The 24,440-nt window shown below is 57.9% G+C and carries 34 protein-coding genes; 19 read left to right on the top strand and 15 right to left on the bottom strand.

Going from position 1 to position 24,440, the window contains the following annotated elements; genetic code table 11:
- Positions 1-27: 27 nt before the first annotated feature.
- A complete protein-coding gene (locus HL45_RS04740) occupies positions 28-810 on the top strand; it encodes a GIDE domain-containing protein (protein ID WP_049970089.1) in 783 nt (260 codons plus the stop codon).
- A gap of 251 nt (positions 811-1,061) precedes the next feature.
- On the opposite strand, the gene HL45_RS04735 is transcribed toward HL45_RS04740, so the two are convergent.
- Positions 1,062-1,283, bottom strand: a complete 222-nt coding sequence (locus HL45_RS04735; protein ID WP_049969936.1) for a hypothetical protein — start codon at positions 1,281-1,283, stop codon at positions 1,062-1,064.
- A gap of 359 nt (positions 1,284-1,642) precedes the next feature.
- Here HL45_RS04735 and HL45_RS04730 point away from each other — a divergent pair, with 359 nt between their 5' ends.
- The 4 genes from HL45_RS04730 to HL45_RS04715 all read left to right on the top strand — a co-directional run bounded on the left by HL45_RS04730 (position 1,643) and on the right by HL45_RS04715 (position 5,301).
- Complete coding sequence (locus tag HL45_RS04730; RefSeq protein ID WP_049969935.1) at positions 1,643-1,999, top strand: Hsp20/alpha crystallin family protein; 357 nt, start codon at positions 1,643-1,645, stop codon at positions 1,997-1,999.
- A 6-nt stretch (positions 2,000-2,005) separates the two neighbouring features.
- Positions 2,006-3,679 carry an ABC1 kinase family protein gene (locus tag HL45_RS04725; protein ID WP_049969934.1) on the top strand — a complete coding sequence of 558 codons (1,674 nt, stop codon included), beginning with the start codon at positions 2,006-2,008 and terminating at the stop codon, positions 3,677-3,679.
- 87 nt (positions 3,680-3,766) lie between these two features.
- Positions 3,767-4,147 (top strand): hypothetical protein, encoded by a 381-nt coding sequence (locus tag HL45_RS04720; protein ID WP_049969933.1) that lies wholly within the window; start codon positions 3,767-3,769, stop codon positions 4,145-4,147.
- 68 nt (positions 4,148-4,215) lie between these two features.
- Positions 4,216-5,301, top strand: coding sequence for an aminotransferase class I/II-fold pyridoxal phosphate-dependent enzyme (locus tag HL45_RS04715; protein WP_049969932.1), 1,086 nt, complete (start codon positions 4,216-4,218; stop codon positions 5,299-5,301).
- Between the two features lie 260 nt (positions 5,302-5,561).
- Here the strand turns inward: HL45_RS04715 and HL45_RS04710 are convergent, their stop codons facing one another.
- Positions 5,562-6,191 (bottom strand): RNA ligase partner protein, encoded by a 630-nt coding sequence (locus tag HL45_RS04710; RefSeq protein ID WP_049969931.1) that lies wholly within the window; start codon positions 6,189-6,191, stop codon positions 5,562-5,564.
- Between the two features lie 455 nt (positions 6,192-6,646).
- Between HL45_RS04710 and HL45_RS04705 the strand changes: the two genes are divergently transcribed.
- From HL45_RS04705 to HL45_RS04695, 3 genes are all read left to right on the top strand, one after another.
- The gene (locus HL45_RS04705; RefSeq protein ID WP_049969930.1) at positions 6,647-7,027 is read left to right on the top strand and encodes a translation initiation factor IF-5A; all 381 of its coding nucleotides are present in this window, start codon (positions 6,647-6,649) and stop codon (positions 7,025-7,027) included.
- Positions 7,028-7,834, top strand: coding sequence for an agmatinase (gene speB / locus HL45_RS04700; protein ID WP_049969929.1), 807 nt, complete (start codon positions 7,028-7,030; stop codon positions 7,832-7,834). It abuts the gene before it with no gap.
- A gap of 738 nt (positions 7,835-8,572) precedes the next feature.
- On the top strand, positions 8,573-9,334 hold the full coding sequence (locus HL45_RS04695) for a Nif3-like dinuclear metal center hexameric protein (RefSeq protein ID WP_049969928.1): 762 nt from the start codon (positions 8,573-8,575) through the stop codon (positions 9,332-9,334).
- Positions 9,335-9,563: 229 nt separating this feature from the next.
- On the opposite strand, the gene HL45_RS20730 is transcribed toward HL45_RS04695, so the two are convergent.
- A complete protein-coding gene (locus HL45_RS20730) occupies positions 9,564-9,704 on the bottom strand; it encodes a hypothetical protein (protein WP_158413660.1) in 141 nt (46 codons plus the stop codon).
- Positions 9,705-9,817: 113 nt separating this feature from the next.
- Here HL45_RS20730 and HL45_RS04690 point away from each other — a divergent pair, with 113 nt between their 5' ends.
- Positions 9,818-10,483: a helix-turn-helix domain-containing protein gene (locus HL45_RS04690; protein WP_049969927.1), complete on the top strand. Its 666-nt coding sequence runs from the start codon at positions 9,818-9,820 to the stop codon at positions 10,481-10,483.
- A gap of 226 nt (positions 10,484-10,709) precedes the next feature.
- Here HL45_RS04690 and HL45_RS04685 read toward each other — a convergent pair whose 3' ends face one another.
- Positions 10,710-11,099 (bottom strand): pyridoxamine 5'-phosphate oxidase family protein, encoded by a 390-nt coding sequence (locus tag HL45_RS04685; protein WP_049969926.1) that lies wholly within the window; start codon positions 11,097-11,099, stop codon positions 10,710-10,712.
- A 411-nt stretch (positions 11,100-11,510) separates the two neighbouring features.
- Here HL45_RS04685 and HL45_RS04680 point away from each other — a divergent pair, with 411 nt between their 5' ends.
- The 4 genes from HL45_RS04680 (at position 11,511) to HL45_RS20720 (ending at position 13,933) form a co-directional block, all read left to right on the top strand.
- A complete protein-coding gene (locus tag HL45_RS04680; RefSeq protein WP_049969925.1) occupies positions 11,511-11,705 on the top strand; it encodes a cold-shock protein in 195 nt (64 codons plus the stop codon).
- Positions 11,706-11,829: 124 nt separating this feature from the next.
- Positions 11,830-11,970, top strand: a complete 141-nt coding sequence (locus tag HL45_RS20725; RefSeq protein WP_158413659.1) for a hypothetical protein — start codon at positions 11,830-11,832, stop codon at positions 11,968-11,970.
- 164 nt (positions 11,971-12,134) lie between these two features.
- Positions 12,135-13,649, top strand: coding sequence for a phosphoenolpyruvate carboxykinase (ATP) (locus HL45_RS04675; protein ID WP_049970088.1), 1,515 nt, complete (start codon positions 12,135-12,137; stop codon positions 13,647-13,649).
- A gap of 134 nt (positions 13,650-13,783) precedes the next feature.
- Positions 13,784-13,933 carry a hypothetical protein gene (locus HL45_RS20720; protein ID WP_158413658.1) on the top strand — a complete coding sequence of 50 codons (150 nt, stop codon included), beginning with the start codon at positions 13,784-13,786 and terminating at the stop codon, positions 13,931-13,933.
- A gap of 251 nt (positions 13,934-14,184) precedes the next feature.
- Here the strand turns inward: HL45_RS20720 and HL45_RS20280 are convergent, their stop codons facing one another.
- Both HL45_RS20280 and HL45_RS21365 read right to left on the bottom strand, forming a co-directional pair.
- Positions 14,185-14,454 (bottom strand): hypothetical protein, encoded by a 270-nt coding sequence (locus HL45_RS20280; protein WP_144240002.1) that lies wholly within the window; start codon positions 14,452-14,454, stop codon positions 14,185-14,187.
- On the bottom strand, positions 14,451-14,741 hold the full coding sequence (locus HL45_RS21365; RefSeq protein ID WP_211250823.1) for an ester cyclase: 291 nt from the start codon (positions 14,739-14,741) through the stop codon (positions 14,451-14,453). Before HL45_RS21365 ends, HL45_RS20280 begins: the two co-directional genes overlap by 4 nt.
- A 301-nt stretch (positions 14,742-15,042) precedes the next feature.
- Here HL45_RS21365 and HL45_RS04660 point away from each other — a divergent pair, with 301 nt between their 5' ends.
- Positions 15,043-15,576: a P-loop NTPase family protein gene (locus HL45_RS04660; RefSeq protein ID WP_084156793.1), complete on the top strand. Its 534-nt coding sequence runs from the start codon at positions 15,043-15,045 to the stop codon at positions 15,574-15,576.
- 14 nt (positions 15,577-15,590) lie between these two features.
- Here the strand turns inward: HL45_RS04660 and HL45_RS04655 are convergent, their stop codons facing one another.
- From HL45_RS04655 to HL45_RS04645, 3 genes are all read right to left on the bottom strand, one after another.
- On the bottom strand, positions 15,591-16,013 hold the full coding sequence (locus tag HL45_RS04655) for an NAD(P)-dependent oxidoreductase (protein WP_049969923.1): 423 nt from the start codon (positions 16,011-16,013) through the stop codon (positions 15,591-15,593).
- Positions 16,014-16,137: 124 nt separating this feature from the next.
- On the bottom strand, positions 16,138-16,356 hold the full coding sequence (locus tag HL45_RS04650) for a hypothetical protein (protein ID WP_049969922.1): 219 nt from the start codon (positions 16,354-16,356) through the stop codon (positions 16,138-16,140).
- Positions 16,357-16,419: 63 nt separating this feature from the next.
- Entirely contained in the window at positions 16,420-16,839 is a 420-nt protein-coding gene (locus HL45_RS04645) for a hypothetical protein (protein ID WP_049969921.1), read from the bottom strand.
- A gap of 83 nt (positions 16,840-16,922) precedes the next feature.
- Between HL45_RS04645 and HL45_RS20275 the strand changes: the two genes are divergently transcribed.
- On the top strand, positions 16,923-17,144 hold the full coding sequence (locus tag HL45_RS20275; RefSeq protein WP_144240001.1) for a hypothetical protein: 222 nt from the start codon (positions 16,923-16,925) through the stop codon (positions 17,142-17,144).
- A 183-nt stretch (positions 17,145-17,327) separates the two neighbouring features.
- Here HL45_RS20275 and HL45_RS04640 read toward each other — a convergent pair whose 3' ends face one another.
- Positions 17,328-18,146 carry a SipW-dependent-type signal peptide-containing protein gene (locus tag HL45_RS04640; protein WP_049969920.1) on the bottom strand — a complete coding sequence of 273 codons (819 nt, stop codon included), beginning with the start codon at positions 18,144-18,146 and terminating at the stop codon, positions 17,328-17,330.
- Positions 18,147-18,559: 413 nt separating this feature from the next.
- Between HL45_RS04640 and HL45_RS04635 the strand changes: the two genes are divergently transcribed.
- From HL45_RS04635 to HL45_RS04620, 4 genes are all read left to right on the top strand, one after another.
- Positions 18,560-19,141 (top strand): DUF7344 domain-containing protein, encoded by a 582-nt coding sequence (locus HL45_RS04635; RefSeq protein WP_049969919.1) that lies wholly within the window; start codon positions 18,560-18,562, stop codon positions 19,139-19,141.
- Positions 19,138-19,719 carry a signal peptidase I gene (locus HL45_RS04630; protein ID WP_049969918.1) on the top strand — a complete coding sequence of 194 codons (582 nt, stop codon included), beginning with the start codon at positions 19,138-19,140 and terminating at the stop codon, positions 19,717-19,719. Before HL45_RS04635 ends, HL45_RS04630 begins: the two co-directional genes overlap by 4 nt.
- Positions 19,716-20,039, top strand: a complete 324-nt coding sequence (locus HL45_RS04625) for a hypothetical protein (RefSeq protein ID WP_049969917.1) — start codon at positions 19,716-19,718, stop codon at positions 20,037-20,039. Before HL45_RS04630 ends, HL45_RS04625 begins: the two co-directional genes overlap by 4 nt.
- 166 nt (positions 20,040-20,205) lie before the next feature.
- Positions 20,206-20,550, top strand: coding sequence for a hypothetical protein (locus HL45_RS04620; protein WP_049969916.1), 345 nt, complete (start codon positions 20,206-20,208; stop codon positions 20,548-20,550).
- 169 nt (positions 20,551-20,719) lie between these two features.
- Here the strand turns inward: HL45_RS04620 and HL45_RS04615 are convergent, their stop codons facing one another.
- The 5 genes from HL45_RS04615 to HL45_RS04595 all read right to left on the bottom strand — a co-directional run bounded on the left by HL45_RS04615 (position 20,720) and on the right by HL45_RS04595 (position 24,428).
- Entirely contained in the window at positions 20,720-21,376 is a 657-nt protein-coding gene (locus HL45_RS04615) for an HAD family hydrolase (RefSeq protein ID WP_049969915.1), read from the bottom strand.
- Positions 21,377-21,449: 73 nt separating this feature from the next.
- Positions 21,450-21,761, bottom strand: a complete 312-nt coding sequence (locus HL45_RS04610; protein ID WP_049969914.1) for a hypothetical protein — start codon at positions 21,759-21,761, stop codon at positions 21,450-21,452.
- A 57-nt stretch (positions 21,762-21,818) separates the two neighbouring features.
- A complete protein-coding gene (locus HL45_RS04605; protein WP_049969913.1) occupies positions 21,819-22,124 on the bottom strand; it encodes a nucleoside triphosphate pyrophosphohydrolase in 306 nt (101 codons plus the stop codon).
- A gap of 56 nt (positions 22,125-22,180) precedes the next feature.
- Positions 22,181-23,269: an outer membrane protein assembly factor BamB family protein gene (locus HL45_RS04600; RefSeq protein ID WP_049969912.1), complete on the bottom strand. Its 1,089-nt coding sequence runs from the start codon at positions 23,267-23,269 to the stop codon at positions 22,181-22,183.
- Positions 23,270-23,369: 100 nt separating this feature from the next.
- Positions 23,370-24,428 carry a sensor histidine kinase gene (locus HL45_RS04595; protein WP_158413657.1) on the bottom strand — a complete coding sequence of 353 codons (1,059 nt, stop codon included), beginning with the start codon at positions 24,426-24,428 and terminating at the stop codon, positions 23,370-23,372.
- Positions 24,429-24,440: the final 12 nt, after the last annotated feature.

Here is a 24,440-nt window from a genome sequence, read left to right as displayed (position 1 = left end):
TATCATCGGATGGACAACAGTTTCGGTATGTCCCTCCTCGATTACCCGTTCGCGCTGGCAATTTTCTGCGCCAGTTCCTTCGTCGGAAGCGTCATGTTCTGGTACGGAAGCAAAGACCTCCGAACTGCCTACCGAATCCTGACGAACGACCCGAACGACGTTCAGTCGCTCGGCGACGGCACTCCCGTCGAAGTGGAAGGTATCGCACAACCCGAAAACGGCGTCCTCCAGTCGCCGTTCACTGGAAGCGACTGCGTGGCATACGAGTACGAAGTGAAAGAGGAGCGAAACAGCAAGAACGGACGCCACTGGCGCACCATCGATTCCGGCCGAAACCACGTCCCGTTTCGCATCGAGGACGAAACCGCCAGCGCGCTGGTTGACCCGCGCGCCGCGGACTTTCGGTTCAAATCGGAGCGTTCAATCGACGTTCGCGGCGGGAACAAACCACCCGAGCGAGTGCGGGAGTTCATCACCGCGAACAAGGATGTAGACTCGGAAGACCGCACACTCGACCTCAAACTGTTCGAACTGAAAACCGGAAAGGATAGAAAGTACATCGAGAAGCGCCTCGATTCGGGCGAAAGCGTCCACGTCCTCGGCGAAGCGCGCTACGATTCGATGGCGGGAAGCGAGGCGGGAGAGGTGAACACCGTCATCGGTCACGGCGAAAACGCTCCGCGATTCCTCATTTCGGACGCGGACGAACGCGGCGCGGCGTGGCGCGTCGCGTGGGGCGGTCTGCCGTATGCTTTCGGGGGCGTCGTACTGTTTGGGATTGCTGGCTTTTTGCTGGTCGGGTCGTTGTAGTCGCCGCTCGAATCAGAACGAGAGACGGAAGCTCGATTTTTGCGCGATTGAGATTCCGATTCCGCATCCGACCGCGGAGGGGCTGTACGCCAACCATCTGGTTTCCCCATCAGAAACGTGTCGAGAACGACGATACTGACGTAGGAGATGGCGGCCCAGAGGGCGAAAGAGGTGATGAATCTCACGGTCAATCTATCGTTCCAACAGGTAGTAGTTGTTCCGAAAGTTACGTTTTTGCTCCAAGGTCGAACTCATTCGTTTCGAGAGCGCACTTCGGAGTCCTCCGAATCGCGCTCGTGTGTCGACGCGGACAACATGACGACGAATCCGAACAGTAGCCAGACGAAGAATTTCGGGTCGAGCAGTGCGGTGTTGTCATACTCGGTCAGCGTCAGGAAGGCAGTTCCGACGACGGTCGTAATTCCGAAGGCGACGACGGTGATGAGCGCGATTTTCGTCGATACTTCGAACACGCTCGTTTCGACTCGTCCAACTCGTTTTTCTCGCGGTTTTCGGTTGGCTTCTACACACTAATCGGGACGAACTGTCGGGGGAGGGGGAACCACTAAGATGAACCCGAATCGCTGTCCGGTGAGATTTCTATGCCCCCCACTTTCGGCGTGCATCTCCCAGTTCACGGGTCGTTGCGGAAGAGCGCGCTCTTCCGCGTTCTCGTTCACTCCATACGTCGCTCACGAGAACACCACTCCCCATTCACACCGTGGTTCCAGAGGAACAACGCAGTTCGCGGTTACACCGCTCACATGGAGATGCGCTTCTACGCATCTCCCAGACCGCACCCTTTTTCGGCTTTGCCTCCCAAGGTGGAAGCATGTCAGCGCTTCGTGATGCGTTGCGGGAACTTCCGGATGCCGTGTTCGCGGACTTGTTAGAGAGCGAGGGCGCGTACCTCCTCGTCGTCGACATGCCCGGCGTCACCGAAGAGACGATTGATATTGACGTGACAGATGGCCGCCTCCAAATCGAAGCGCGGCGCGAGAAAGACGTGCCCATGGAGTTCGATTACTTGAGCGAGGAGCGTTCGCTGTTCCTCGACGCCGAACTGCCGCTGCCGCCGGATTCGACCGGTTCGGGCGCGGAAGCAACCGTCTCGCGGGGCGTTCTCGAAATTACGCTCCCGAAACGGTCGTCGGCACCAGACCAATCCATCCCTATCAAAGGTCGATAGCGGTAGGTGGTCTTTCTGGCATCTCTTCGCGCGTATCGTCGGTTTTTCGTCGTCGCATGGCACTTCCTGCCGCTCCTGCTTAGCTACGCCCGTGACCGGAATCGGTTTTTCATCTTCGGTCGCTCCCGGCAGGTGAGCAGTGAAACGAGAATCGAGCGGGCGGACACGCTCCTTGAATCCCTTCTCACGCTGGGACCGACATTCATCAAACTCGGCCAACTGCTTTCGACCCGTCCCGACATCCTCCCGCCGGAGTACGTAGAGGAACTCTCGAAACTACAGGACGAGGTTCCGCCCGCAGAGTGGGAGCGAGCGCGGAAAGTGCTCGAATCGGAAATCGGGCCGGTAGAAGAGAAGTTCGCGGAGTTCGACACCGAGGCGATAAGCGGTGCCAGTCTCGGGCAGGTGTACGCCGCGAAAATCAACGGTGAGAAAGTTGCCGTGAAAGTCCGCCGCCCCGGCATCGAGGAACTGGTCGAGGCCGATCTGCGGGTGATTCGCTGGTCGCTTCCGATTCTAATGCGATTCATCGGCCAAGGACGAGCGTTCTCGCTGGAAAACCTCGCCGACGAGTTCGCCCGAACGATTCGGGAGGAGATGGATTACGGTCGGGAGGCGTCGATGCTCCGAGAAATTCGGTCGAACTTCGAGGACGAGGACGGCATCGCCATTCCGCGAGTCATCGACAGCCACTCTGGTTCGCGCGTCCTCACGATGAAGTACATCGGCGGGACGAAAATCAACCGAGTCGATGAACTGGACGAGAAGAATATCGACCGGCACGAACTCGCAGTCACCCTCCAGCGAGCCTACCTCCAGATGATAATCGAGGACGGCGTCTTCCACGCCGACCCGCACCCCGGCAATCTGGCGGTGGAAGACGACGGCACAATCGTCTTCTACGATTTCGGCATGAGCGGGCGGGCGGACGAGTTTATCCAGCACAAAATCGTGGATTTCTACATCGCGGTGGCGAATCAGGACATCGACGGGATTCTCGACGCGCTCATCGAGATGGGTACCCTCAGTCCGGAGGCCGACCGGGCGACGATGGGGAAAGTGATGGAACTCGCAATCGAGGACGCTCGCGGGGAGGACATCGAAACCTACCGCGTCCAGCAAATCATAGAGCAAGTAGAGGATACGATTTACGAGTTCCCGCTTCGCCTTCCCTCGAATCTCGCGCTCGTCTTGCGCGTGGCGACGGTCGTCGAGGGCGTTTGTGTTACCCTGGATTCGAACTTCGACTTCATCTCCGTGGCGACGGAGTACCTGAGCGAGGAGGGCTACCGCGAGGAATCCATCAAACAGTATGTTTCAGAGACGGGCGACCAACTGCAAGCGTCCGCCCAGTCGATAATCAGAACGCCACCGAAACTGGAGCGAACGTTAGACCGCATCGACCGCGACGATTTCTACGCCCGCGTCAGTATCGAGGACGACAACGACGTGTTCGATTTGCTGGCGAAACGCCTCATCTACGGCATTCTGCTCGCCTTCGGCGGCCTGACGACGGCGGTGCTGTACGCGGCGGAGGCGGTTCCCGCCGCCGCAATTTCGGGCGCGATTTCGCTGTTCATCGTCGGACTGCTCTATCGCTCGTTCCGCAAGCGAAAGGGGATTCGGACGACGCCGCAGTTCACGCGGCAGAATCTTCGAGACCGGCGCGGTGGGAAGTAAGCATCCGCTTTATCCGCGACTGCTTTCGATTCCAACTGCCAGGTACTGTTGGGAACATTTTCAGGATTCTAACTTGATATTCTACCCATGTCCTCTAACGTTCGGTCTACCGCACCCGCAGCCGACAGAGAAAGCGGGTGGTGGCTGCTCATCCTCCCCGGATTGGTAATGACTATCGCCGCCGCGATGTATCAGTTCTTCTCCTCGATGGCGTTTAGTTCCGCTGTCGTAGAATCGCTGCCGTCGCTTCCAGCACCCGTCACGTTCATCGTCATGGTTTCCATCTTGACCGCTCCCGCCCTCGTGGCAATCGGTATTCACTTCGACCGAAAATACGTCGCATCCGTGTCGGCGTGGGAACCGCGGTCTGAATACATCCTCCTCGGAATCGCCATGTGGTTCGGTATCGGCATTCCGCTCGCCCTGCTGTATCTGTTTCGGCGGCACAAGTACGTCGGCGTGCCGTGATTTTCCCTTTGACCGTTTTCGCTTGCCACGTTCCGTAGCTTTTCCCTCACCCGCGAACAAGAGTCGGTATGCAAATCGACCCGTTCAAACTGGAACGCTGGTTCGCGGAATACGAACACGAGGCGGACATCATGCTGGCCGAGAGCGGCATCCGAAGCCTCGATGCAGACCGTTTCGACACCAATCCCGGTGAGTTGGGCTACGTCATCCCGACCAATGGCAGTCCGGAGTTTCGCGCCGAAGTCGGCGAGCGCTACGACCGAACCGCCGACGAAGTGCTGTTTACCTGCGGGACGCAAGAAGCGAACTTTCTGGCGTTTCTGAGCCTATTAGGCAAGGCAAACAAAGAAGGGGATGGCCACGCTGTCGTCGTCACGCCGACTTACCAAGCGCTCCACGCTGTCCTGGACTCGTTAGGAGAGGTGACTCGGGTGTCGCTCGAACCGCCCGAGTGGGAACTCGACGTTGACGCAGTGGCCGACGCGATTCGGGAGGATACGCAGGTCATCGTGTTGAACAACCCGAACAACCCAACGGGGCGCTATCATCCGCAGGAGAAAGTCGAAGCCCTGTACGACCTCGCGGAGGATTCGGGGGCGTACCTGCTCTGCGACGAGGTGTATCGCCTCCTCGCGGACGACCCACTGCCCCCCGTCGCTAGCATGGGCGAACGCGGCATCAGCACGACGAGTCTGACGAAAGCCTACGGGCTGGCGGGTCTGCGATTCGGGTGGCTCGTCGGTTCTGAGGAGGTTGTCGAGAATGCGTGGGAGTGGAAGGATTACACCACCATCTCGCCGGGTATCATCGACCAGCACGTCGCTCGGCAAGCACTGGGCGAACAGGAAGACGAGATTTTGGCCGAGAACCGCGAGTTGGCGAAACAGAATCGGGATAGAGTGCGCGAATTTGTCGGTGAGTATGGACTCGATTGGTACGACCCAGTCGGCGTGAACGGTTTCGTCTCGATTCCGGACGGCTTCGAGAATGGGACGGAGTTTTGTCGAGAAGTCGTCGAAAGCGAGAGTGTCGTTCTCGCACCCGGCGATTTGTTTGGATTTGACCAACACTTTAGAATCGGGTTTGGACTTTCCTCGGAAAAGTTGGAAGAAGGACTGGGACGTATCGAATCCTTCCTTGATCGGCAGACGTGAAATGAATATTTGAATGAAATCAGGCGCGCGAGGGATGACTGAGCGACGAAGAAGCGACTGAGGGCTTCGTTTGTTGTCGTGATTTGCCCCAACACAGTCTAATCAAACGAAACTAAGCAAATCACGACAACAATGAAACCGCTATCGCACAGCAACCGCACCATGCCCTCCCCAACCGACTCCTTCGCTCCCTTCGGTCACTCAGTCGCCCCTCGCGCGTTACTCGCGCGCCAGACGCATCCAACCGGGAAGTTGGTCGGTCACTCCTCCTCGATAGCGTCGAGATACTCTTCGAGCAACGACGGAAAATCCCGTCCTCGAAGGTAGCGCAGACCGAAATCCTCGGCCCAACTGATGATGCCGGTATCTTCGGTGACCACGCCCGCATCGAGTTCGCGGGCGAGGATGAGCAAGTCGAAATCCTCGCGGGAGTCGAGGACGCCGCGTCGGAGGGTCGAGCGATACTCGCTTCGCAGGTCGGAGATGACCTCGCCGACGTTCGCCTCGCCGTCGTCGAAGGCTTCCCGAACCGCGTTTTCGGAGACGCGTAACCCCCGGTCAACTCGTCCACTCATTTCGTCGATGAACCGGTAGACGAGTTCGGCGGGAATCATCACCTCGAAGCGAGCGGGGTTTTTCTTGATGACCCACGTTTCCAGTTTCGAAAGGGTGCGTTCGGAGACGTTGCGTTCCTGCAGAATGACTGTGAGTTCGTCGTGAACCGAGGGCGGGATGTAACAGGAGATGTTGAGCGAAAGTTTCGCCCGGGCAATCGCATCGAGCAGACGGTCGATGGCCGACTCCAACGCCTCGCCTTCGTTTCGAATTTCCTCCGTGAGGAACACCGACGTATCGAGGACGAACCGCTGTTTCAGCGGATGTTCCGGCATGATTACCGATTCGTGTGAGAGGGCAAAAGCCCTCGTATGGTAGTTGCTCACACATGTCATGACCAAATCTCAGAAAAATATTTATAATGATTGATGGCCAAGTAGCAACTGTCGCGGGAACCGAGAGAACAAACCGGACGGTCTACGTTCGATTGAATGTAGACGCGGAGCAAAAACCAAGTGGTCGGTAACACGACACCGAGGTCAACGCTCCGACGGAGAACCGAAGCGACTCAAAAAATCGTCCACGCGGACGATTGTGAAGACCAAGTAACGGACGGCGTGAAAACGGCGTTCGTGAAACTGGTGGAAGCCAGCAGGGTCGTACGAGTCGTGGAAAACGTCTCTCGTCCGGGTTCTAATCACGGTTCTCGTGCTTTCTCGTTACACCGACTGCTGAGCGACAGCGCGACAGTTCCAAACGGTTTATACCGGAGCGAACGCAATCCCGCGGTATGGCGAAAGAGCAAAAGGAAGTCCGCGAACTCCAAGAAGGAAACTACGTCATGATGGACGACGCCGCATGCGTCATCAAGTCCTACAGCACTGCAAAGCCCGGTAAACACGGCAGTGCGAAAGCCCGAATCGAGGGCAAAGGCGTTTTCGACGAGAAAAAACGCAGCCTCAGCCAACCGGTTGACGCGAAGATTTGGGTACCGATTATCAACCGGAAACAGGGCCAAGTCGTCAGCGTCGAGAGCGAAACCGTCGCACAGGTCATGGACCTCGAAACCTACGAAACCATCACCATCAAGACGCCCGAGGGAATGGGCCTCTCGCCCGACGACGAAATCGAGTACCTCGAAATGGACGACCAGCGCAAAATCGAACGCTAGATGTTTCCCGGCGCGTCCACTGACCGCGGACAAGCGGACTTCGTGGTGGTAGGTGCGCCGCTCGACGTGTCCACCACGTTTCAGCCCGGAACGCGATTCGGTCCCGAACGAATCCGACGATTCTCCCGGACGTTCGACGACTACGACCATCGCACCGGGCAGTTCTTTTCAGACCTCCACGTCCACGACCACGGCGACGTCTACGCATGGGACGACGCCGAAGAGTACCTCGAATACGTTGAAGGCGTTCTCACCGACATCGTCTGGGACGACGCCTACCCCCTCCTCCTCGGCGGGGAACACACTGTCACACTGGCGGGTGTTCGGGCAACAGAACCGGACACCTTCGTCTGTCTCGACGCCCATCTGGATTTGCGAGAAGCCTACGACGGCAACCCCCTGAGCCACGCGACCGTCACCCGGCACGTCCTCGACATCGCCGACCACGCCGTCATTCTCGGTGCCAGAACCGGAAGCGAAGAAGAGTGGAACCGCGCCGCCGAATCCGACGTAACCGTCGTCCCGCCCGAGGAAGTCGCCGACTGGGAACCCGACTTCGACGGTTCCGCCTACCTCAGCGTAGACATCGACGGTGCAGACCCCGGTTTCGCCCCCGGTACCGGAACCATGGAACCCTTCGGCCTTTCACCCAGAAAAATGCGCGACGTGGTTCGGGACGTAGCCGAAAAAACCGACGTCGTCGGATTCGACGTGGTCGAAGTCAACGACCGCGACGACGGCCAATCGGCTTCGCTCGGCGGGAAGCTACTGCGTGAATTCGTGTTTTCACAGGCTCACGATGGGTAACTGGGAAACGGAGACGAAGTCGGATTTTTAGTTTTCTACGCAATCCCACCAGAATCTCGTGGCGCGTGCGTCAGCAGGGCTGAGGGTTCCGAAGCCTTGCTGACTATCGCGCAAGCGATGAGTATCGCAGGGAGCGGAGCGACCGAGAACCGCAGTCGGTTGGGAGGGTGTGGCTGTGGCGGTTTCTTGGCGGATGAAGGGCGAGCGAAGCGAGGGCTTCGTTTGTTGTCGTGATTTGCTTCGACATAGTCTTCTCAAACAGGAGTGAGCAAATCACGACAATAATGAAAACCGCCACCGCACACCAACCGCACCACGTCCTCCCCAACCGATTCGCTCACTCGCTACGTTCGTTCACTCATCCCTCGCGCGTTATTCGCGCGCCGAGCAATTAGTACAGATTCAGTATGTCACAGACACCATAGCAATTGCGCTGCTTTCGACGTAACTCCGTCTCGAAAATCAAATCAGGTGGAGTCAGGTAGTCCGTGAAATCGAGCGGCGCGGGGTTAACTCTTGAACACGCGCCGAAGTTTGCTCACGATACGTCGCCTGAACCGTCGTGGCAGGCGTCGCCACGTAAACATTGCTTTTCGGAACTTGCCCATGGTCAAACACCTCGGTTACCGCTCATCCCCTGTAAGGGGGAGTAAAAATAGGCCGCGAACAGTCTTAACCGTGATGGCTGCTGGCGCGAAAGCCGGGACATACAAACCGACGGCGCGTGGATAATGTGATATGAACCTCGCCGAACTCACCGAGGAGTACGACGACCGACTCCGGACGAGCGATTTCGCGGACGTGGACGCGAGCGCGAACGGATTACAGGTCGGCCCGGACGAAAAAGAAGTAGAGCGCGTTGCCTTCGCCGTGGACGCCGCGGAGAAGACCATCGAGGATGCCGCGAAGTGGGATGCAGACACGCTGGTCGTCCACCACGGCCTGTCGTGGGGCGGCATCGAGCGCGTGACGGGGCGCGACTACGACCGAATCGCATCGCTCATCGAAAGCGACGTGGCGCTGTACGTTTCGCACCTGCCGCTGGATTCGCACCCGGAACTCGGCAATGCGGCGGGAATCGCCGACCTCCTCGAACTCGATTCCAGAGAACCCTTCGGGAGCATGGGGCCGGAGCACATCGGCCAGCGTGGACGCGGCAAACTGACGGTCGAGGAAATCCGGGAGCGATTGGCCGACGAACTCGACACCGGGGGACAAGCGATTCAGGTGTTCGATTTCGGCCCCGAAACAGTCGAGGACGTGGCCATCGTCACCGGAAGCGGCGTGGATTGGCTGGACGAAGCCATCGACGTGGGGGCTGACGCGCTGATTACCGGCGAAGGAAAACAGAAGGTGTACCACGAGGCGCGAGAGGCCGGGCTCAACGTCTTCCTCGCGGGACACTACGCAACCGAGACGTTCGGCGTGCAGTCGCTCCAGTCGCTCGCGGAGGAATGGGGGCTGAAAACGACGTTCATCGACGAACCGACGGGACTGTGACTGCGAATCGATCGGAACATCTCCACTGCACTCCCGAGAATGACTTCCATACAATGACCACCACAGCGCCATAGAATGACCGCCGTAGAATCGTGACTGAACTACTGTACGATGGTGACTGAACTACCTGATTTTTCATCCTGATTTTTCGAAAATCGTCATACGATTTCGTGGAAACAGATGGTATTAAAAGGGGGGACGACGAGAGTTTGGACGTGTCCTGCGGGTTTCAACGGTTCGAGAGAACCGCCGGGACTATCGGAGTCACGTCCCGGTCTTGCAGGAGACGGGCCGCCGCCGACCGGCCCCGACAGCCGAGCCTTCGGGTTGCGGCTAATCGAAGCGTCTCTGGCGTCTGACTTCGCGTCACGCGCGCCCTTCGTGGCAGTCGGCAACACAGTTTCTCAAGCGATAACGGCGTGAAAAGAGCTAGCATACAGCTCGAAATTGGGATTATGCAGGAAGACAGACTAGCGTATTCGAATGAGTTTCATCGTCGAAATCGAAATCCCAGTGGACGAATTTCCGTTAGGAGAACTCGTCCAACGGTATCCGGACGCACATATCGAACTCGAACAGTTCGTCCCCGCGGACGACGGCTTGCTCCCGTTTTTCTGGATTCGAAACGTCAGTGCGGGCGAAATCGCCGAAACCGAGGAAGAAGAGCCCGCACTCGAATCCGTCACCGTCCTCGACGATACTGGCGAGGGGTTGCTCTGCCGAATGACTTGGAATCGCGACCAACCCGGATTACAGGACATCATCGTGGATGGGCAGACGACGCTCCTCGGGGGCTGTGGGTCGTCCGACGGCTGGTATTTCCAGTTCCGATTTACTACCCACGCCGCCGCGAGTCGGTTGCGTGAGAAACTTTCGGCGCGGTCGATTCCCTTCGAAGTGATGCGCGTTTATTCGGTACAGGAGATGCGCGAACGACAGTACGACCTCACGTCCGAGCAGTACGACGCGCTGGTTTCGACGCATCAAGCGGGCTTCTTTAGAACACCACGTCAAGCGACGTTGGCGGAGGTCGCACAGGAACTCGACATCACCCCACAGGCGTTGTCGGCCCGGTATCGGCGCGGATTGGATTCGCTGCTCGAAAGTACGCTGTACGAAATCGATGATGACTCTGCATCGGACGTATAAACCCCCCGAACTCAGTAACCCAAAGCGACTGGTGTTCGGCTATCTCGGTCACGACGTGACCGTAGAGCGCGACGGGCGCGTCATCGTGGAATAATCGCGGCGTTCAAGCCGATATCTCACACAGGGTGGGACATAAGCGACCACGGCGACGATTACGCTTCCACTCGTGGTTGCGGCGGCACGCGAGCGAATCGAGTAAGTTGGTAAGAAGACGCTGACAAGTAGTTCAGTACCGCGTGAACGTTCCCGACCCGATTTCGATTTTGACGAGCGTATTGTCGGGATAGGCGGTTTCGCTTGCTCCGTAGCGAGGATTGATTTTGGCGGACGCTTCGTGGGTTTCTTCTTCGTCCTCGATTACGGTGGCTGTGCCCTGCACGGTCGCCATCCACTCCGCGTTTCCGTCGGTGTCCTGTTGGAACGAGACGGCGACTCGCGGGTTGTTCCTGATGTTCCCCAGTTTTCGGCCGCCCGTGAGAATCGAAATGACTCCGTCGTCGTAGTGGTACCAGACCGGCGCGACGTGTGGCCGGTCGTCGGAACTGGTTGCGAGATGGGCCATGACGGATTCTTCGGTGAGAAGGGTTTCCGCTTCGTCGGGGAGTGGGTTTGACATGGGAGATAGAAGGTGGCTGGCGGCAAGTGTTTTGGCGTGACTTTTTGCCCTCCGGTGTGTAGCGTGGCATGGCCGATGACGAAAACAGGCGTTCCGAGCTAGTCTGGCGGCTGGTGGTGACGAACCCTATGAGTGCCGAGGCCACCCGATTACGAAAGCACGAGACTATCGTTTCGAAGCTGGTCAGTAGTGAGAAACAAGAACATGGCACAGTATCGAGATGAAAGCTGTGGATAGTACGGAATTTTCCCTTCGTTGTGTCGGATAGAGCAGTATATCAACGTAAAACCTCTCAATGATAACCAAATGGCCATCCAAAGCCCATTAATCAGTACATTCGTACAGTAAAAATCCTGTTTTGAAAACGAATGCGGAACCCTTAACCGTGTCCCTCATCAGTATTTGATTGTAATGGCAAACGGTAAAGTTGATTTCTTCAACGACACAGGCGGCTACGGTTTCATTTCGACTGAGGATGCTGACGACGACGTGTTCTTCCACATGGAAGACGTTGGCGGTGAGGATCTGACGGAAGGTACGGAAATCGAATTCGATATCGAACAGGCACCAAAAGGACCACGCGCGACGAACGTCGTTCGTAGCTAAAATTTCGCACAGGCGATATAGCGTCACCTTATTTCTTTCAGCGTACTACGTCTCCGAAAGCCATGGCTCCGGGATACAACCGACAGTATAGACAACTGAAGCAGATGGTCGATTTACGGAGTTCATGTTCACCGTGTTCAGGCCGGTTATGCAGTGGCTGATGGCGCGACAACTTCGGAAGGAACTACGCGAACTGAAATCGGTGCTGGAGGCGGATGAAGAACCGATTTCGGAAGTGAATCAGGCAGGGCCTTCCGGGGTGTGAATAGTGTGCAATAGAACTGCCTGAACTGCGCTTGTACGGCAAAAATCCACAAATGTTTACTCACTTCCGAAATCCAAAATCCGCTAAAAAGCGTGTTATGACACCACTAAGGCCGGTGTAAACCGTGCATAATTATGGTCGTCTATGCCGGCCTCATTAGTACGATGTCAGACAGTGGGCAGGCAGTCCGACCCCTGAAAGAGACGCTCCCTAATCCGGTAGAGGCAGACAATGTCATCTACAATCCGTCACTTGAAGAGCTACGCGAATTTTCGCGCGAGCTCGAAACCACGGCGGAGTTCGGTTCCCCGTCCTACGTGAGCAGAGAACGCTCGCGCAATTCGGATAAAACGAAAAACGCGATAGACAATGGATTTGGTTCAGAGGATTACGGACATATACAAGACGCACTCGACTACGCACAGGAAGAAGAAATCCTCTGTATCGACCGGCAGATGGGCCGCCATGCCGAGCACTCCTACCGATGCAGATTGTACGTTCCGAAGGAGTACGGTCGCATCGCCCTCGCATGGGCGAAATTGTTCGAACCCGCTGAGGGAGAGGGCGAACCGGATTTCGTCACCGTCCAGATTCCGGAATGGAACGAAATCGCGGTTCGAATCCTTCCCGAAGAAGGTCTCACTGCGGTTCTCGGAAGCGATTACACCGGCGAGGCGAAAAAGTCGTTCCTCCGTTTGTTCATGTTCCACGCCAAGCAAAAGGGCGGCCTCGGCCTCCACGCGGGAAGCAAGCGTGTCACGCTCCGCGACGACGACGGCGAGCAAACAAACGTCGGACAGGCGTTCCTCGGCCTCTCCGCGACCGGCAAATCGACGCTGACCGCTCACGGCCTCTGGCTCAACGAGGACGAGGGCGAGACGGCGACGATGCTTCAAGACGACGTGTGCGCCCTCCTCCCCGACGGCTCCATCGCGGGCAGTGAAGGCAACGGTCTGTACGTCAAAACTATCGGACTCGATGCAGAGGAACAGCCTGCCATGTACGACGCCGTGACCCACGACTCCGCAGTCCTCGAAAACGTGGACGTGGCGGACGACGGCACCGTGGACTTTGACAGCGACCGCCACACCTCGAACGGTCGGGCAATCATCCTCCGCGACTATCTCTCGTCTTCGGGTGAGGACATCGACCTTGATGGGGTTGACCAAGTGTTCTTCATCACCCGCAATCCCGTCATGCCGCCGGTCGCCAAACTCACCTCGAAAGAGGCCGCCGTGGCGTTCATGCTCGGTGAATCCATCGAAACCAGCGCTGGCGACCCGTCGAAGGCTGGCGAATCCATCCGCGTGGTCGGCACCAACCCGTTCATCGTCGGGTCGAAAGGCGAGGAAGGAAACCGCTTCCGAAACCTCATCGACGACCTCGGCGTAGACTGTTTCGTCCTCAACACGGGCCACCTCGGCGGCAAGGACATTGGCGTCACCGAATCGGTAACCCTGCTACGAGAAATCGCCCGTGACACCGTCGAATGGACGACGGACGACGCGACGGGGCTTACGGTTCCGAGTTCGGTGCCCGGCATCGACATCGAAGAGTTTGGCGTTGCCGACAACGTCACCGACTACGAGGCCGAACTGGAGAACCTCCGCACCGAACGGCAGGTACATCTCGATACGTTCGACGACTTGGACGAAGACATCAGAGACTCGGTCTACTGAACTGCCCATTCACGAGGTTTCGAGCTGAAATCGGTTTTCGGTTGCTTTTGAGAATAAAAAGTCGTATGTAACTGTTGTGCCGGACGACTGACCATCCGAGAATCGACTATCGTCTTCCACCCCGTCTATAGCATGTGAACGTCCATTTCGAGGATGCCACCTTCGACTACCAGACGCTCAGGGCGATGAGTTACGCCACTTACGGCGGGGCCGAATCGGGCGAATGTCTGACTACGGTCGAAAACATCGGCGAGGGAAATTTCGAGGAGTGGTTTATCGAATGACGGCGAACCGCCGACCGAGTCGCCGAAACGGCCCGTGATGCACTCGACGGAGAACACCACGAAACCGCGCGAGGGGCATTCTTCCGAGCGCACAACTACTATCGAACCGCGGAGTTTTTCCTCGGTTCGGACGACCCGAGACGGCGTCCGACGTACGAGCGGAGCAGGGAGACGTTTACGAGTGCGCTCGACCTGCTCGACAGAATTGTCGAGCAGGTCGAAATCCCCTACGAAGACACCGCCCTTCCGGGCTACTGGTTCGCTCCCGAAACGGGCGGTGATGACGACGATGATTCCGAACAATCGTTTCCGACCGTCGTCTGCCTCGGCGGGTTCGACTCGATTGCCGAGGAACTGTATTTCCTCTGTGGCGTCCCGACGGCGCTCTCGCGGCTATGCCTGTCTCGTCTTCGACGGGGCGGGACAAGGTGCACCCCTTCGACTCGAAGGACGTCGGGCACGCCCGGACTGGGAAGCAGTCGTCGGCCCTGTCCTCGATTTTCTCGGGGAACGACCGTCAATCGGCGTTTGCCTCCCGAACAAGTGCGTCGAGTGACGGTAACACGTCGAGTTGCTGTAACAGGCCGACCGTGTCGTAGTTCGTCCACATCTCGGCGATTTTCCCGTCCTCAACGCGATACATCTCCATTCCGGAGACGGTTACCCGCTCGCCGGTCGGTTCGATATCCATGAGTTCGCCCTCGTGGGTGCCGCGAGCCGTGTACCGAACCGATACGAAATCGTCTTCGGCAACCTCCTTTTCGACCGTGTACTCGGCGTCGGGAAAGGCCCGGCGGTACGTTTCCACGTACTTACGGTAGTCATCCCGTCCCCTTCTTCGCCCGGTGACGACGGGTCGTGAAGAACCAAATCCTTATCGAATATCTCGTTGATGACTTCGGTGTTCCCCTCCGACCAGATTTCCTCAGCGTCGCGCCGGACGAGTTCCGTGTTCGATTTCGTGGACATTCTATCCCCTTCCAGAATCGACGGGCAGTCTAATCAAATGTCGAGCCGATGCACACCGGGCACGGGTTCGGCGGCCATACAGGTCGCGCGACCGAAACGTTCTTATCAGTGGTCGAATAAGTTCGCGCTCCCGTTCGAAGATGGCAGATACAACAAACGCGATGAACAGAATCGTGGTTCTCGGCCCGCCGGGTGCAGGGAAATCCACGTTCGCCGCCCGGTTGGGTGAAATCCTAAACAGACCGGTTACGCACCTCGACACCCACTTTTGGGAACCGGGGTGGGAAAAACCGGATAGCGACGACTGGGAGAAAACGCACCGAACTCTCATCGAACGACCGAACTGGATACTCGACGGAAATTACGGAAGCACCATCGACGCGCGACTCGACGCCGCGGACACCGTGATTTTGCTGTCCGTCTCGCGGTACGTCTGTCTCTACCGAGTCATCAAACGATGGCTCGGAAATTACGGCCAGACGCGCCCCGATATGGCCGAGGGGTGCGAGGAGAAAGTCGATATGGCGTTTCTCCGCTACATCTGGAACTTTCCCGCGGAAAAGATTCCGGCGATGGAACGGAAATTCACGGAGTTGGACGAGGAAACGACGGTAATCAGACTGGATTCGAATGCGCAACGGGATGCGTTTCTCGCGCAACTCGGCAAGAAATGAACTGAAACGACGGGCTACACGATTCGATTGACCATCTCGTCCACCCTGTCCGACGCAAGTACCTCGTAGTTTTCCACGATGATGTCTCGCCAGCGTTCCGCTTTGTGCGGCGTCGAACCGGCCATGTGTGGGGTGAGCACCGCGTTCGAGAGATTCCACAGTGGCGAATCGGACGGAAGCGGTTCCGTCGAAAACACGTCAAGTCCGGCACCGCGAATCAGGCGGTACTGGAGCGCGCGTATCAGGGCGTCCTCGTCAACCACGTCGCCGCGGGCGATGTTGACGAGGACAGCGTCGGGAAGCAGTTCGAACGTTTCTTCCGGTGTTCGCGCCCGAGCGAGGGCACCGTCGGGAAGGTGGTCGTCGAGTTCAGCCTGGAGATCGGACGCGATGTCGGGTGTGAGGCGATGCGTCAGTAGGAGCGTGGGTGTGGACATACTGCTCACGACGGAGGCCTGCGTGGTAGTGTTTTACCTCGCGGAAGTCCGGATAAAGCGACCGTTATGAACGTCGTAACCGGATTTTTGTTGAGGATAGGTCGAAATTCGCGGTCGGATCGCCTCAGTTCAGCGCCTCCACTTCGTTCGTCAAATCCCGCGGTTCATCGACTGGGCCGTTGATAAACAGGCCGTGGCCGATAATGGCGGACGCAACGAGTCCCGCGCCGATAATCGCCACCGGGAGCGAAACCGAGGTGAGAAATCCGACACCCGCCCCGACCGACATACTGACGGCGATACCGAGCAGGACGAGGTCGTAATACTGCCATTCGTATGCCATACGATACTGTTGTTCGTCCAGCCACGAAAATGTGTGGCAAATAGTCGGAAAATAGACAAAGAGCTATTTCGCAAACGGATTTGCCGGGTTCGGGTTACGTCGGCACTGTTCCGCGTAAAACTCCAAATCGAACGAGACGGAATCGCTTTGGATTTCGTTGTCCACCGTCTCCGGCACCCACCAGCGGAACCCGACGTAGTACGTTCGCCCGGGCTGAAGGCCGCTTGTTCCGGGCGTTTTCGGCGCATCGTCAAGCAAGTGGCCGCCCGAAGTCGAGGCGAGCACGTCGCAGAGCCTTCCCTGCGCGAACGGTTCGAACTCGCCGTGCGGCGAGTTCTCCGGCGTCGAATCGCGGACGAACGTCCGGGCCTCGGCTTCCGTCTTTCCATCGCAGTTATCACAGTCTCCCAGCGGGAACAGCGTAAACTGAATCGCGTCCGCGAGTTCACCGTGGCCCTTTCCGAGACGGCCGTCGGTTTCCACTTCGGCCTCCGGTTCCGGTTGGTTATTTCGTCGTTAGCGAGAAGCGACCCGCTCAACCACACCCGCGCGGGCGATCCGCGGAGGTGAATCCCGATGCATCCCCCGCCGTAATCGCCGGATTTGAGGTCTGCGAGGGTAATCATCGGGCCGGAGTTATCGGACGCTGGCTGTTCATCTTCGGTCAGACAGCGACCGCGATAGAAGACCCACCAGTCGAGTGCGAGGTCGAGTTCGTCCGCGGTGAACCCGGCACCGGTTTTTGCGGCTCGGTCGTCGGTTCGGGCCTGTATGCCCGAAATGTTTAGCACGCCACCGACACCCAGTGCGCCGCCGAACCCGAGGGTGGCCAGCGAGGCGAGCACGCTCCGACGCGTCGGGTGCGGTTCGTGTGACATGAGTAAGCAGGATACTTTGTGAAGGCGGTGATGGGCGAACCTCGTGAGCGACGAAATCCGCCCTCGACGGACACCGCCCGCTATCGCGGTAGTTCAGTTCTCCGATTTCCACGGATTCTTCGGACGTTCGTTGTGGCGGTACTGCTCCGCGTAGAAGTCCAAATCGAACGAGACGGAGTCGGTCTGGATTTCGTTGCCGACGCCCTTCGGAATCTTCCAGCAGAAGCCGTAGAAGCACGTGTGGTTTTTGTCGTGCCGACCGAGGTTGACGCCGCCTCCCAACCCGTCGATTGCCTGCGCGAGCGTTCCCTTGGAGAAGCAGTAACGGCGACCCGACGTTTTCGCTTCAGACTCGCTCGTCGTCCACTCGTCCAAATCGACCGGTTGTTCCCTGTGGTCGCCGAGGGCGCGAATGGAGTCGTCTTCGTCCGTTTCGCGTTTCTTGAGACAGCCGAGTGGAGCGGCAATCCAGTGGATGCTGTCGTCGAGTTCGCCCGTTCCGTCGGCGTCTTTTCCTTCGGCTTTCAGCTCCGGTTCGTTCTGTCCGTTTTCTTTGTCCATCGCGTTGCTCAGTCGGAACCAGACGTGTGCGGGATTGTCGTGGACGTGGACGCTGATGACGCCACAGCCGTAGTCACCGGGTTTCACGTCGCCCAACTGAATCATGGGGCCGTCGAAGTTGTCGTCATCGTCGAGCGGTTGGTAGTCCGTTTCCCATTTTCGCCCTTTGTAGAACCACGCCCAGTCGAGTTTGAGGTCGAGTTCGCCAGCCGTAATCATATTTTCCTCGATGGATTCGGGGTCGTTGAGCCACGCCATCGTGCCCGCGCCGCCGAGTGCGGCACCGGCACCGATGCCGCCGAGTCCGAGAAGCGCTTTTCGCCGAGTCAGGTTGTACGTTTTGTCAGACATGATTGGTTCGTAATCCTCGTGCCCGACGACTTCGCCCAGAAGCCCGTGTCGGCCGAGGACAACGAATCATCATTCAGCGGTAGGGGGCGTATATATACACTCGCTGATGGTTCCATAGACGACGTATTCGGGAGCCATAGAGAGAGTATATGTGTTTTCTGGCCCTCAACGACCGGTTCTCAGGGTTGATAGCAAACGATTTCACTCGGCCATGGGGCGATTGCACTCGAATTATGGCGAATACGTTTCCGTTGGGAAAAAACGAAACCGTCTCCGGCAGGGACAGACCACCGTCGGCCACGACGAGAAAACGGATTAGAGAGCGTATAGCTAATGTCCTGTTCACCCATCCACGTGTGTGACTATTGAATGAACAACCATGATAAAACGGGCTGGAACGGACATAGAGAGCGATGAGCGCGACTGCCGTTCAGCAGGCGCACTCGCCATCGCTCGACGGTGATTCGACCGACTTGACGCAGGATGTCGCGTTCCGGGTGTTGAGTTGCCAGCGACGGCGATACGTCATGCATTACCTCCTCCAGCAGGGCAGTTCCGTCTCCCTCCACGAGTTGTCGAAACAGCTCGCGGCGTGGGAAAACGACGTTCCGGTGGCGGAAGTCACGTACAAACAGCGAATCCGGGTGTACACGGCGATTCGACAGTCGCATCTCCCGAAGATGCACGACAGCGGCGTCGTGGCATTCGACGCCAACGCGGGCACGGTGTGTCTCACGGACGATGCGACGAAACTGGAAGTCTACTTGGACATCGTTCCGCACGACGGGATTCCGTGGAGTAGCTACTATCTCGGCCTCGGCGCGCTCTCCGCGAGCCTCGTGGCGATTGCCGGGGTCGGGCTGTTTCCGTTCACGCTCCTGCCGGACATCGCGTGGGGACTCATCGTCACGACGCTGTTCGTCGCGTCCGCAATCGCGCACAAACGCCACGATACGCGGAACCGACTCGGCAGGGAGGGAAAACCACCGGTATGAACCCCATCGCTAATCCGGAGATACGCCGGGCCGCCAACGTCGGTGGGTTGACACTGCTCGCCGTTGCAGTGCTTTCGATGGCCATCGTCGCGTTTCCGCAAGCTATCGGCGCGAACCACAGCTACGTCGTCGTTTCGGGGAGCATGAATCCGACTATCGACGCAGGGGATGTCGTCATCGTCCGTGATGTCGCCCCCGAATTCATCGAATCGGGAGACGTCATCACCTTCCAGCGCGAACAGGATTCGGTTCCGACGACCCACCGCGTGGTCGAGGTGATTCACGCTGACGGCGAACCGCAGTTTCAAACCCAAGGTGACGCCAACGAGGAACCCGACCAGCAGTTAGTGTCGGCAGGCGAGGTCACCGGAGCGGTCTGGTTCCACATCCCCCTCGTCGGCCACTTGCTGAGCTTTGCCCAGTCGAAACTCGGCATTCTCGCGCTCATCATCGTCCCGGCGGTGCTCCTCGTGATTTCTGAGTCACACTCGCTTCTCGGGGTCGTGAACGAGTCAAAAGAGGAGGGAACTGAGACGCCGGACGAAATCGAATCGGAACCCGTGGAGGGGACTCGATGAGCCAAAAAACAAAATTCGCCGTTCTCGTGTTAGCGGTACTGCTCGCGCTTGGAGCCTCGACAGTCGATATGTCACTCGGTGTGTTCTCCGACAGCGAAACGCTCGATTCCGGCGACATCGGTGCCGGAACGTGGACGAGTACCGAATCGGCCACCGAAGTCGTCGCCGCGAACCCGACCGCGACTTCGGAAAAAGGGAATTCGACTGTGGAAAATGCGACGACGACGGAGAGTGTGAAGAATACGACGGCGACGACAGAGAGTACGACGACTATCGAAAGGACGAATTCGAGTGCGGCGCACTCGTCCGCCAAGAGCTAGTATCACGAGATTCGGCTCTGTTGAAATCCTCTGTCTATGATACGAATGATGTGCTGAATACAGAAGAAGAGTTCAACAGGCTGTATCCGAGGCCGAGTAGTAAATCGCTGGCTGCTCACGTCAATATCAACACAAAACTGATACAGATTGAATAGTACGTTCAGCTATGGACATTCGACCTATTGCCCGCGGATTAGCGTTTTATACTGTACTTGCGGGAGCTATCACGGTCGGTGGCGTCTATTTCCTGACTTACTCGGGACTCTACACGTTAGTTGTCACGGGTGTCGGTTTGCTTTTCATAGTGCTCGGAGGCGCAGCGAGCGGGCCAGTGGGTGCATCCGCTGTCGAGACAGGAGACGCAGAAATTAGCGGGATGATGGTCGAGGATACGCAATTGCTTCCGTCTCCGGGGGAATTTGGCGCTCGTGCGATTCTGCTTTTCTATGGGGCAGGACTGGTTCTGTGGTCAGTTATTGTTCTCACCTTCTTTCAGTCGGGATTACAGTAAGAGAAGTACACGACCGACCGACTATTTGTCCCAGACAGACCGGAGAACAGTGACTGTTTGCTGAATCCGCGCGATGTATTCAGCAAAGCACCAAAATCATATCTCTATTTGAGACTCTCGACGAGTCCCGAGATTTCCGTCTCTTCAAATCTGGCAAAAATCCCCGAAATCACCCTCGGAGCAGTTCCCGAATTTCCCGAAGCCCCTGCACCTCATACGTTGGGTCAACCGAAAGGTCGTACTCGGAACGATGCGGTCTGCGAATGAATACCGAATCGAGGTCGGCGTTGTGGGCCGCGACCACGTCGCTTTCGCTGTCACCGACGAAGAGGGCGGAGTCCACACCGAGGTCGGCGAGGGCTTGTTCCAAGAAATACGGTTCGGGCTTTTTTCGGTGGAAGGCGTCCAGCGTCGGCGGTCTACCGTAGTACGTTTCGAAATGGCGACCGAGGTCGAAGTGGTCGAGCATGAACTCGATAGTCGCGTGCTGGTTCGAGCTGACGATTCCCATCGGGCGGGGAAACGACTTCAGCGCGTCCACGTCGTCGTAGGTCGTGGTACGGCCCGCCTTGAGTTCGCGCAGTTGCGCGTTGGAGGCCGCGGTGTCGCGGGCTTCCCAGAATTCGGCCGGGGCGAAATCGTAGGCGTCACACACCCGTTTCAGGTCGTCGGGAGTAACGCTGCGCGAGACGGCAGCCAAATGGTCGTCGTCGGGTTCGACGCCGAACTCGGCAAACGCGGACAGCGCGGCCTCGCGGAGGGCGGTTCCGTTCGGCGGTTTCACTAACACACCGTCGTTGTCGAACAACACCGCATCGTAGCTCATTTTCGAAGCGATTGCACGGAGAAAAGTTATCGCTGGTGGTTTCGATATTGGGGTACGGATTTCGGCTGTCTTTTCATTCGACCGACACGACATTCCACTCGTCGTCGGTGAGGCGCTGTTCTGCGAGCGTTTCGCCGTCGCCGAGCAGGCGGAACGAAAACCCTTCGCCGTTCCGTTCGGTTTGGAGTCGAGTCGTCATCACGTCGGCCGTAACTTCGGTTCGCCGGTCGTCCGGAATCCAGTCGTCGCGTACCGCGGTCAGTCCGTAATCAGCGTACGCGACACTGGTCGATTCCTCGATTGTGCCGTCGCTTCTGACCTCCGCGACGATTTCCTCGGCCGGTTCGGTTTCCCGAATGACGAGCGTGTAGGTCGTTCGTGACATACGAACTGCTTTCGTGCAGTCGTCTATCCGCGTCGGGGTTGCATTCGCAGGTCGTTTTTATTCCACTCGTTCGAGGACGATTCCGTTGGAAAACCCGCCGCGCTCGTCGGCTTTCTCGGCCCGAAGTCGTTCCAGTTCGTCGGGCGAAACATCCACACAGTCGGCCAGCGCGTACACCACTTCGAGTACGTCCGCCAGTTCTTCCGGGTCACCTGATTCGTGGAACTCCGCGACTTCTTCGTCCAACTTTTCGTCGAGTCTGCGCTCGTACTCATCGTTATCCACGACGTGCGTTTTCGGCGTATCTCCGTTTTCCTCGATTATTTCGGGGATTCGGTCGCGGACGAGTTTGTCGTAGTTCATGTGAAAAGTAGCTGAACGAACGATAAAAATCCCCTACCGTTCCACACCATCGTCCGCTATCGTTGCGGTTCGAAGGCGTAGAAACTGTCGTCGTCGCTACCGGTGTAGACGCGCTCGTGGCTTGCGGCAGGACGTGTTCTTACTGCAGCCATCGTTTCGAAACGGCTTCGTTCCGTTCCGTGCGTCGAATCCAGCAGGTAGACGCGGCCGTCACTCGCACCGACGTACACCGTTCCGACGACGGCCGTCGGTTGTGTGAGCAGGCTTTCGGTCTCGGCGGTGAACGTATCCGGTTGGAACACCCATTCCATCGTTCCATCCCACGGCGACAGCTTTCTGAGTCGCTGGCCACGGGTTTCGGGGTGGCCGTATCGAGTGTCGCAGACGGCGTAGAGCGAGGCGTTCGTCACGGTGAGATGTACAACTGCTTCGTCACCACGGGTTCGAGTTTGCCAGAGGACGCTCCCGTCCATGCCGAGAGCGTGGAGATTGTACCCGGCGCAGGCGGATTCGGTGCCACTGCCGACGTACAGGCGACCGGTTTCGAACGCGAGCGATTCGACGCCGCAACCGGGGTCGAACGACCATTCGAGGTGACCCGATTCGCCGTCGAGTGCCCACACCCGGCCGTCGCCAGCAGCGTAGGCCCGCAGTTCGCTGGCCACGACAGTCGAGCAGGCCGGGCCGTGGAACCGCCAGCGTTCGTTGCCGGACTCGCTGTCGAGGGCGACCAAACCGGTTTCCGTGCCGACGTAGGCCGTTTCGCCGACGATGGTCGGACTGGTCGTCGTGGAACTATCGAGCACGGTTTCCCAGCGTCGTTCTCCCGTCTCCGAATCGAGAGCGAACACGCGGTCGTCACTGACGACATACAGGTCGTTACGGAAAACGAGGTCTTCCGTAACAGTTCCATCTGCGTGATGCCGCCAGCGGAGCTGTCCGTCTTCGAACGCGGAGATTCGTCCATCTTCGTTCGCGGCGTACACCACATCGTCGGTTCCGACTGTGGGTGCGGCGGTAACCGGACTGCCCGTATCGAAGCACCACGTCGGTGCGGAGAGTGTCGAACGAGAGGAAGAGACGACTTCCGAGATACCGGCGACGCCGACCGTGTCGAGAAATGACTTTTGAGTATTATGAGACATGCTACCAACTAAAAATTGGTTTGACTCGAAGCTACTTTATTATCGCATGCCAAAACGAGATTATACGGCGGTTAAACGGATTATTTGACAGTCAAATCGGTTATTCGGCGTTCGACCCTTCGAACTCCGCTTCGGCATCGTCCGCGGCAATCACCCTGAACTGGAGTTTGAACACCGCGCCGTCGTCGCTGTTTTCGACCCAGATGTCGCCGCCGTACTTCTCCAGCAGACGGTCGACGAAAAAGAGGTCGAGGCCCTGTCCGTGGTGAAGTGGGCTGATTTCCTCCCGACCGAAAATCAGGTCGCGTTCGTCCGCCGAAATTCCCGGGCCGTCGTCAGCAACCGTCAGTGTGGCGGCCGACTCGTCGCCGTCGAGTTGGACTGAAACGGTTGGTACTGACGAATCGTTGTGTTCGACGGCGTTTTCGAACACGGCCTCGATTGCAGTTCCGATGGCAGCATCGGCGGCGACGAAGACGGGAGCGGAACCCAGTTCGGCAGCGAACTCGGCCTCCGGATACCGTTTCCGCGCGGCACGGAGTTCGGCTCGGAGGAGTTCGTCAAGGCGAATGGGCGTAAGCGATGGGTCAGTTCGCTCGGAGAGCAGTTCATCCAGATTTCGGGCGGTTTCCGCGTACTTGACGATGGAATCGATACGTTTGCGGGCGGTCGAAAGGGATTCCACTAATTCCTCGTCCTCCAGTTCGTCGGCCACTATATCCACGTGTCCGAGGACGACGTTCGCATCGTTTCGTAGGTTGTGCCGGAGGACGCGGTTCAGGATTCGCAAGCTCTGTTCGTACTGGCGGCGCTCGGTGAGGTCTGTGAAGAATCCGGCGTATCCACGCAGTTCGCCACCAGTGTGAATCGGGACGCACGACCCTCGACCGTAAATCATCCGTCCGTCTTTCATCGTCGTCTCGAATCCACCGACCCACGGTTCGCCCTTCGACAACGATTCTATCATTGCTTCGTACACGGCTGGTTCGCTAAACAGACTCATCGGCGTGTCCCCGACGAGTTCGTCCCTGCTGTAGCCGGTGAAATCGACGCAGGCCTCATTTACATCCTGTATGACGAAATTCGCGTCGGTGATGACGGCGGGATTTCTCGTCTCCCGAAACGCGGTCTTGTAGATGGCTGGGTCGGAGGACACCATGTCTCGATAAAC

Source organism: Haladaptatus cibarius D43, from assembly GCF_000710615.1.
GTDB lineage: Archaea > Halobacteriota > Halobacteria > Halobacteriales > Haladaptataceae > Haladaptatus > Haladaptatus cibarius.
Note: the sequence above shows the minus strand (reverse complement) of the source record. Positions and strands in the feature narration are given on the sequence as shown.